The following is an 8,896-nucleotide window of genomic DNA, read 5'->3' as shown; positions in this document are numbered from 1 at the left end:
CGGAGTCGACATCACCTTGTCGATCGTCTGCACGGCGCTGAGCTCCTGGGCGCCGGTGGCCACGTTGGCCAGGTTCACGGTCCAGGTCTTGTCGGCCTTGACCGTGGTGCGGGCCTCGGTGCTGCCGGCCTTCACGGTGATCTCGGCACCGGCCTCGCCCTTGCCGGTCACCGTGAACGTGCGCTCCACGCTGGAGCCGGCAGCCGGGGTCGAGATCGTCGCCGGAGCGGCCTGCAGGGCCACCTTGTCCGAGGTCTGCGACTGGCCGTCCTTGCGGAGCTGGACGGTCACACCGTCCTTCTCGTAGTAGCCACTGATGAACGAGAACTCACCGTTCGCACCGACGGTGATCTGGCGGTCGCTCCAGGACCCGTTGGAGGCCTTCACGAAAACCTGCGACCCAGGCGTGCCCTTGCCCTTGACAGAGACCAGCGTCTGGCCGTTGTCCTTCTTCACCAGCCACGCCTGAGAAACCACCACAGGCTGAGACGGCGACGATTCAGCCGGCGTCTTCACGTTGACCGTGTTGGAGAAGGGGGACTCGCCCGGCATGTTGACCGCGCGGACCTTGTAGGCGTAATCGGTGTTCGGAGACACCTGCGTGTCGGTGAACTCCACACCGCTCGAGACATCGGCGATCTTCTGGTCGTTGCGGAAGACCTCGTAGCCCGTCACGTTCTCCTCGGCGGGGGCCGGGTTCCACATCAGCTTGACCTGGTTGGCCGTGACGCCGCTGTCGCGCAGGCCGGACGGGGCGGACGGCTTCTGGGCCGTTCCACCCATGCGGATGTTCAGTTGCTGGGTGCCGCCTCCCGAGATCCCGACGTATGTCTTACCTCCGCACTTACCGCCTGAACGAGCGCCGTGCGTCGTACCGGTGGCATTGCGGCTTTCAGGCCGCCCGAACGAGACCTCAGTCCACGGGAGCTTTTCGCAGGACTCCACGCCCCGCACCCACTCGACGAAAGATCCGGTCTCCCTTTGCTCGATTCCGCCCCAGTTGCTGGGCACGGAGTAGGAGCCGATCGGCTCGGCATGGCCGTCAGGGAAGCGGACCGAGCCGTGCCACAGCGAACGGTTATTGGCGTCCTGGTCGATCTCGAATTTGTAGGTCTTCCCGAACTCGAACCTGGAGATCCACCCGGAGCAGCTCACTCCCGCTCCTCCGTCCGCACCGCTACGGCACTTGTCGCTCTCGGGCTTCGCCCCTGCGCCAAACAGCGAGAAGATCGTCTGGGCCTGCATGTTGCCGTTGGAAGCATTCTTGATCGGCTGGACACCGATGTATCCACGGTTTCCACCGTTGATTTTGTACATGTTCGAGTAGTAGTACTGGCCCTTCCCCGACTCAAGCGTGTCCATTGCGTCCACCTGGATCGGGAACGATATATGGCCCAAGGAATAGGAGCTGGAATCTTCAATGCTCCAGTTGAACCAAGCCATGCCCATCGGGCCGGAAACGTAAGCCTGCGAGGTGCCCGCCGTCGGCAGAATGGCAGCAGTCGCAAGCGTGAGTGAAGTGAGGGCGCTACGGAGGATACGGCTCTTCACGAGAATTCCTTGTGCGTGTTTGAGCTGTCAAAGCTCGCTGATCTTCCATCTGACCGAGGTCGAAATTCACCTTGCCATCCACAATCGCGCCAAGCGCTCAACGTATGGGTCATCTAGCGAAACGAAAGTCGACAGCCATGGGGTGTAAATCGTCCGGTACAACTCCCGATCATGACGGTTACGCCCACCGCATCCCGATCGAGGACAGCTGCTCGATCCGCTCTGGCGTGAGCGTTGCGGCCCGGGATCGCTGGTTGCTGACCCAGGCACCGAGCCGGAGCTCTTGCTTTTCCTGGGCCTCGTCGTCGGCGCCGGTGGCGATCGTTTCGACGTGTTTGCGGGGGACCCGTAGGTGTCCTTCGCGCTGGTAGTACTGGGCGGCGGCTGCGAGGTTGAGGGCCCATTTGTCGGCGTGTGTATGGCGTGGGGGCGGTTTCTCGTCTTCGGTTGCGGGCTCGATCCCGAGGATGTGCTCACACATCCACTGCTGGACGCCTGTGAGGTTGTCCCAGCCGAGTCGGACGGAGCGTACCCATCGTCCGAGGTCCTGGCCTTGGTGCATGACGTCTCCGGGCTGGGTCGGCAGCGGGCGGCCGGCTTCCAGGTGGAGCCGGACGAGGTGGAAGGCGCGCTGCCACTCCACCGGCCAGGCCGGGCACCAGGACGGGTCGATGTCTTCCAACTGTTCGCGCCGCTCGTCCGTCAGCGCCCCGGCCGACGACTCCACGGGCAGGCCTTCGGCCCGCCATTGCTCGATCTCGGTGGCTTTCCGGGCGGCGGCCCTGGCGTTTTTGAGCCAGATCCCCACCCGGTAGCCCTGGAAGGTGGCGTCCAGCGGGGCAAGGAGGTGCCCGTTGGTCTCGGCCCACCCTCGCGCGGCGGACAGGCCCTCCTCCCACACGACGTCGAAGTGCGACCACACCATGCCCATCTTCTCCAGCTGCTGGATGCGGTCTTCGTCCATATCGCCGCGGGCGTGGAAGCGCCGGTTGTCTGCGATCCATTGCCCGAGGGGGAAGTCGGCGAGTGAGGTCGGCCACCCCTCGGCCCCCACCGCCTGGTCGTCGACGGCGGGTACGCGGTACGTGAACGGCACGCGCAGGTCGCCGTGCTGGCGTGTGTAGAGGGCGGCGGCCTCCATGCCGCGGCGCCAGTGGGCGTGTTCGGGGTTGAGGACGCGGAGGTTGATGAACGCGGCCAGCTGCGTGGGGTCGCGCGGGGTGCTGAACTTCAGCAGGGCCTGCGCCGGCGTGGACACATCATCGCCGCTCCCAGCGCCCCCGGCCTCCTGGCCCTCTTCGCGCTCCTGCACGGGCTTGTAGCGGCTGGGGGCCTGCTGCTCGGCCAACTGCTCGACGATCCGTGTGTCGTGCGCCCTGAGTGCTTCCAGGAGCTTGGCCAACCCGGCGTACGCCCGGCTGGTGAGCATGCTGTCCGCCGTTTCCCCAGGACCCAGCAGAACCGGTACCACGAGCGATGCAACCTTGCCTTCGCCGGGCTGCATCCGCAGTGCGCGGCCGACGGCTTGGACGAGGTCGGGCATGGAGCCGCGGACGTCGGCCCAGTAGACGGAGTCGCAGTTGCGGGTGTCGACTCCTTCGCCCAGGACTCTCACCGAGCCGAGGAAGCTCTTCTCCACGACCCTGCCGTCGGCGGCAATCCCGTCGGCGAACTCCTCGAGTACGCGGCGGCGGTGGAGCGGTTGGTGCTCACCGCACAGCCAGTCCGCCCAGATCGTCTTCGGATACAGCTCGGGGTCCGCGGTGTGCAGCCGCGCGGCGACGTCGGGGAGGCCGGCAGCGAACGCCTCGGCCTCCCGGACGACATGGTGGAAGACCAGCGTGCGGCGGAAACCCTTCTCGGCCGACGCCTTCAGCAGCGCGGCCTGCAGAGCTGCAAGACGGGCCCCGCGGACCTCGTCCGTACGCCCGTCCGCGCCGAGCAGTTGCGCGGCTTGGAGCTGGGTATCGGTGACGTCCACGCACACGACCTCGTACGGCGCGCAGATCCCCCGGTCGATCGCCTCCGAGAGTGTCAAGGTGAAACACCTGGTGCCAAAGGGCGAGTCGGCGGAATCCTCCATGCTCGCCACCAACTCACCGGGCGCGCTCTGCTGCTCCTGGCCCTCGCCGGCCTGCCACAGCCGGGGGGTGGCGGTCATGTAGAGGCGGCGCAGCGACGGGATGCGGGTGTTGTCGTGGACGACCGCCCACGGCTTGCCCAGCCGTCCGGAAGTCCGGTGCGCCTCGTCTACGACGATGAGGTCCCAGCCCGGAAGGCCGGCGGCGTGCGCGCGTTCCAGGGTGCCGAGGCCGAGGGATGCGTAGGTGGCGAACACGGTGACCTTGTTGAACGCCTTGACCCAGTCGACGAGTTCGTCGACGTTCGTGGTGTTGGGGAAGGGCACGTCGTCCCCGCGGAGGGAGGAGACGCCGATCATCGGGCCCCTGCGGCCGCCCTCACGCCACGCGGCCTCGGTCTGGGCGAGCAGGTCCAGCGAGGGTACGAGCACCAGCACCCGGCCCGCCCGGAGCTCCTCGGCACTGCGTACGGCCACGAGGGTCTTGCCGGACCCTGTGGCCATGATCACCTGCGTCCGAAGCCCCCGCTCCGGCACGAGCGATGTCACAGGCAATTCGAGAGCGCGGATCACGGCGTCAACGGCTTCCCGCTGATGTGGCCGCAGTGCTTTGGCGGTCACCGCTAACACCTCTCTTCCGGAAAGGGAATTCAAAGCCTCGGAGGAAAGGAGGAACGGAAATTGTACCGTCCTCCCTCACCTAAATCCGTACCACGAGCTGCGCCAGGATCTGCCCGGGGGGGGGGCTTGCTGCGCGACGACACACACGCGACGGTACACACGTGTCGACCTGTGCTCGTCGTCAACCACAGCTCCGCCCGCAGTTCGCGACCGCCCCCGGCGCTTCTGCCACCAGCCCAGCAACCTATGCACGGGTCGTGCATTCTGCCTCGACGTACGAACCTGTCATCTGATGGGCGCTCGCACGACTCACCTGAACCGTTCCGGGTTCGTTGGAGGGTTTGCCTGGCTGATCGGGCCCCCGCAACCCGGAACGGTTCACTGCTCAGCTGCTCCATGTACTCCTGATAGGAGTTTGATCGGGCGTGATGAGCTGGTGCGGTGCCGGTCGGCACGGTGGGGGAGGCGTCCGTCGTGCCGTCCGGCAGGGTTTTCACGGTCGGGTGGTGTGTTCTACGTAGCGGGCCAGGGGAGGGAGTTGGGGGCGGTGGCCTTTGCGGCAATGCCGCTGCGCCCGGTGTGGGCTGCCGCTGCCCGGCTGGTGGGCGTGAGCGTCAGGATCTGCTCGGCGGCGGTCCTGGCGCCGCCAACGGGGTTGCCGGTGGCGTCGGTCCACGCGCGGGTGGGCGTGGTCTCGACAAATCGGTCGGAGCGGCCCGAGATGCCGATCACCAGTTGGCTGTAGCGGTTGACGAGGCGGAACGTACCGGTGGAGGCGCCGTCGGCGTTCTTGGAGGAAGCATACGGCTAAGCGAGTTGGCCATCGAACTCGGCGTCTCCTCGGCAACGGCGCGGCGAGATGTGGCAGCGCTGGACCGATCGGGACAGGCGCGGTGGCTGCATGGATCCGTTTCCCCGCTGTCTGCGCCTCTCAACGCGCGTGACATGCGATTGGCTGGAAAGAGCCAGGCAGATAGCTCTCGACACGTGGTGGGCATGGTGATACCCACTCTGGAACATCAGTTCCGGCAGATTGTCCACGGAGCCCGGACAGTCGCTGCAGCCGCTGGGATTCACTTGAAAGTAGCCGTCTCCGGATTCCACAGGAGTCGGGAAGAAGTGCACATGCAGTCCATGGTGCAAGCTGGCGTGAAGGGCTTGTTGCTTTCCCCCAGTTGGGGCGTTGGCGGCCCCACCGAAGCGGAGGTTGATCGAATCCTGGCACTGGGGGTTCCCGCCGTGCTGGTCGAGCGCAAGCTGCCTGCGGGCGCCCACGAGGAGGGAATAGACCACGTCTGCTCCGCGCACGCCGAGGGAGCCGCTCTGGCTGTTCGCCATCTGGCACGACTGGGACACCAGAGGATCGCATTGCTCTCCAGGAACACCCACACTCTTCCGTATGTTCGTTCCGGTTATTTGACGGCCATCAGAGCACTGGAAACCGAAGATGACTTTCTTTCCCCACAAGAGCGTCATCTCGGTGGATGCTTTGACGCATTCGAGCATGACGCTGATCGGTTGCTAGAACTCAGGGAATCCCAGGGCGTGCGAGCAGTGCTCGTGCACACGGATCTGGACGCCGTCAACATGCTCCAGCGACTCTTCCTGCACAACCTCCGCGTTCCGGAGGACCTCGCCATCGTGTGCTACAGCGACGACTATGCGAGTATCGCCGATGTTCCACTCACGTCTATCGCCGTCCCAGGGAAGGAGCTTGGCGAGACTGCCATGCAACTTCTACTGCGCCGACTGGAGAACTCGCAAATGCGGCGATGGTGCTTGGAGCTCATGCCCAAGCTTCAGGTGCGAGGCTCGTGCGGTGGCCAAGGCACACGGAACGAATGCCCCTCAGTCCGGGGGGCCGACCCGAACGGCCTTGAGAGAGCCTGACGCTTCGCCAGTGCCCGCGGTGACTCGCCGGACCACCGGGCGGACTCCCGCAGCCATCGCAGCCCAAGCGCTCTCCGCCCGCACCCGACCCCCTCCGACATCGACAACGCAACTGGCCGCGAACCCGTCAGCGCTCCAGAAGCGTTGTGTGACAGGGATACAGCCCGAGGTCGAGTTCTGCGCAGACACGGCCCGCCTCGCCAGAGGGTGCCCATCTGACCGTTGCCAGGGCAGGGCCCTGCTGGCGTGTAACGGGAGCGGGTTGGCGCATTCATCGCTGCCGGGCCAGGCCGAAGTGGGGTGGCCGGGTGGCGTGAGTGCCAGCAGGTGGTCGGGCGCGCTCACGTGCATACAGGGCCGTAGTTGACCGTCCCCAGTTCGGCACGCTAGCTGGAAGAAAAGTCGCACATTGACATTATTCCGACATTGTGTCACTGTTCTTGCACAGGCTCACGAATGGCGCCTGCGAACGGGGGCTTGAGGACCTCGAGTTCCGTGCGCAGCTCCTCGGAGTCGCTGTTCCCCCTCCAGGGCCGGAGGAAGTTCGACTCCCCGAGGACCGTGAGTCATGGTTCTCACTCGCCCACCCGCCTGAGCTTCGTGAGCACGTGGCGCACCTGGTCCGGCCTGGCCGCGGAGATCGTGCAGACTGGGCCCGGCTCATCTGCTGCGAACTTCCCCTCTGCTATGTCGCGGGCCAGGCCTGGAGCTAGATCGCCAAGCCCCTCAAACCCCTCTACGTCGCCCTCGCCGAAGAGGCCGTGCAGGCGGCGGCCCGCCGAGTTCGCATGCCTGGGGCAGGAATGGCTCGAGCTTGTGATGCTGCGGGCGAACACCTGGGGAAGTTCGCCTCGTTCAGCGGCTCGACACCGAGATCCGCCGCACCGTCTGCACGACCAACGCGATCGAATCGGTCAACGATCTGATCTACCGGACCTTCAAGGCCTGCGGGGAACTTCCCACGAGCAGGCCACCCTGAGACGCATCTATATGGCGATCATTCCCCTCGATCTCACCGAAAATGCCAGGGCTGCTGGACTCCGCACAGGAAGGCTGCGTTGAACGCCGTCGACATCGACCTCGACGGCCGTCTGCCAGCGGCCCGTCAGTAGCCCCAACTGCCGCAGTTCATCACTCGTTTGACAGTCCCAATCACGCCGGGGGCGGGATCGGTGTGACTGACCTCGAAAGGATTTTTCCATGCCTGCGCACAGAAAATACTCGGAGGAACTGGTCGAGCGGGCCGTGCGCGCAGTGGCAGACAGGCAGTGCCAGACGCCGGGACGGCGTGGGATCATCCGAGAGGTCGGGGAGTCGATGGGAATCCATCCAGAAGTCCTACGACATTGGGTCAAGAAGACCGAAGCCCAAACTGATCTGCAAGATCCACTCTTGCCTTCGGAAGCCAACAGGCTTCACCAACTTGAACAGGAGAACGCCGACTTGAGGAGAACGAACGAGATTCTTGAAACGATCGTCACTCTCTTCGCGGCGGTGCTGAAGCCGACGGTTTCTTCTAAAGCAGGAACGAGAGGTCAATTTTAGCGGAATTGGGCTGAGGGAAAGTTTGAGAATAGCTATGCGGTCACGTGGTCTTCGTATCGAGGGTGAACCATCCCGCTCGAATGGCGACATATTGAGAAATCCTCGGACTGTGGACTGGCGCCGAGGAGGCGAAGGTGCCAAGAGCTGGCTCCAGATCCTGACCGAGCTGAAGAACCGCAGCCTGGAAGGCATCCTCATGCTCGTCTGCGACGGGCTGAAGGGCCTACCCGATGTGGTTGGCGGGGTCTGGCACTCAGCTGGAGCGGGAACTGGCCAAGGGGGCCAGCCGCCGAGGCTGCGGCTTCAGGCCAAGAATCCGCGTCTGACCCCGTGGATCAGCAGGTGCTAACCCGTCCATTGGGCAAGGTTAGAAGGCGAATGCCCCATTCCAGTGGATGGTTCCACGGAATGTGTGTGGTGGCGTGAAGCGGCCGTGGCTTCTTGGAGCCCCTGGTTCTGGTTGCTAGAGATGATCGGCATCCGCCCCCCCGTCAACCAGGAAGGTGCCTTTGATGTCTGCATCCACCGAACTCGCTGCCCGTGGTCTGCCGCCGCCTGTCTGGGACGTGCAGGACCTCCCGGCCGCGCAATGGCAGGCTTTCTACACGGCTGTGCTCGACGCGTTCCACGAGAGTGAACCGGACGAGGCAACCGCCCTGTGGAGCAGCCTCGCCGAGCCTCTCCGCTGCCATGTCGTGCGGGACGAGGGCGCCATCGTGGGCACCGCCGGAATCTTCTCCTTCCGCATGACCGTGCCGGGCGGTCACCTCGTGGAGACCGCCGGGGTGAGCATGGTCAGCGTCCAGCCCACCCACCGGCGCCGCGGCATGCTGTCCGCCCTGATGCGTCATCAGCTCGAGTCACTTCAGCGCCAGGGCGAGCCTCTGGCCGTCCTGACTGCCTCAGAGGCCCCGATCTACGGGCGCTTCGGTTACGGCGTCGCGGCCCGCCAACTGTCCCTGGACGTGCAATCCCACCACATCACCCTGGCAACACCCGCTGGCGGCGAGGTGGCCCTCACCCTCGAGGACCCGTACAAGGCCCTGGCCTCCTGCGAGGCCTTCTACGCCCGCCAAGTGCCCCGGCGACCAGGGATGCTGGCCCGCACCGAGGGCTGGGAACACCTCCCCCTGCTCGCCCCGCCCCCCCGACACGGCGCCGCCTACCCCCTCGAATGCGTCCTGGCGCCCGTCAACGGCGAGGTCGCCG

At 65.4% G+C, this 8,896-nt stretch carries 6 protein-coding genes and 1 pseudogene; 4 read left to right on the top strand and 3 right to left on the bottom strand.

What is annotated here, in order from left to right; all coding sequences use genetic code 11:
• The 3 genes from AOK16_RS19710 to AOK16_RS27490 form a co-directional block, all read right to left on the bottom strand.
• Positions 1–1,551: fibronectin type III domain-containing protein (locus AOK16_RS19710; RefSeq protein ID WP_205627736.1), on the bottom strand; the 1,551-nt coding region annotated here is incomplete at its 3' end.
• Between the two features lie 178 nt (positions 1,552–1,729).
• Complete coding sequence (locus AOK16_RS19705) at positions 1,730–4,252, bottom strand: DEAD/DEAH box helicase (RefSeq protein ID WP_107098406.1); 2,523 nt, start codon at positions 4,250–4,252, stop codon at positions 1,730–1,732.
• Between the two features lie 513 nt (positions 4,253–4,765).
• Positions 4,766–4,984: a hypothetical protein gene (locus AOK16_RS27490; protein WP_169790919.1), complete on the bottom strand. Its 219-nt coding sequence runs from the start codon at positions 4,982–4,984 to the stop codon at positions 4,766–4,768.
• Positions 4,985–4,987: 3 nt separating this feature from the next.
• Here AOK16_RS27490 and AOK16_RS25955 point away from each other — a divergent pair, with 3 nt between their 5' ends.
• From AOK16_RS25955 to AOK16_RS19685, 4 genes and pseudogenes are all read left to right on the top strand, one after another.
• A complete protein-coding gene (locus tag AOK16_RS25955; RefSeq protein ID WP_420865392.1) occupies positions 4,988–6,142 on the top strand; it encodes a LacI family DNA-binding transcriptional regulator in 1,155 nt (384 codons plus the stop codon).
• Positions 6,143–7,342: 1,200 nt separating this feature from the next.
• Positions 7,343–7,687: a transposase gene (locus AOK16_RS25950; protein WP_079101570.1), complete on the top strand. Its 345-nt coding sequence runs from the start codon at positions 7,343–7,345 to the stop codon at positions 7,685–7,687.
• A gap of 95 nt (positions 7,688–7,782) precedes the next feature.
• Positions 7,783–7,937 (top strand): annotated as a pseudogene (locus tag AOK16_RS25945) (transposase); the annotation flags it as partial.
• A 262-nt stretch (positions 7,938–8,199) separates the two neighbouring features.
• Positions 8,200–8,896 (top strand): GNAT family N-acetyltransferase (locus AOK16_RS19685; RefSeq protein WP_157859277.1); only part of this gene is annotated, 697 nt, incomplete at its 3' end.

The organism is Streptomyces pathocidini (assembly GCF_001418495.1).
GTDB classification, from domain to species: Bacteria; Actinomycetota; Actinomycetes; order Streptomycetales; family Streptomycetaceae; genus Streptomyces; species Streptomyces pathocidini.
The sequence above is the reverse complement of the archived record's forward strand: the minus strand, read 5'-3'. Positions and strand labels throughout refer to the sequence as shown.

Bases quoted from the DNA above. Each gene is read 5' to 3' on its own strand.
- AOK16_RS25950 (WP_079101570.1), top strand. From the start codon at position 7,343: ATGCCTGCGCACAGAAAATACTCGGAGGAACTGGTCGAGCGGGCCGTG.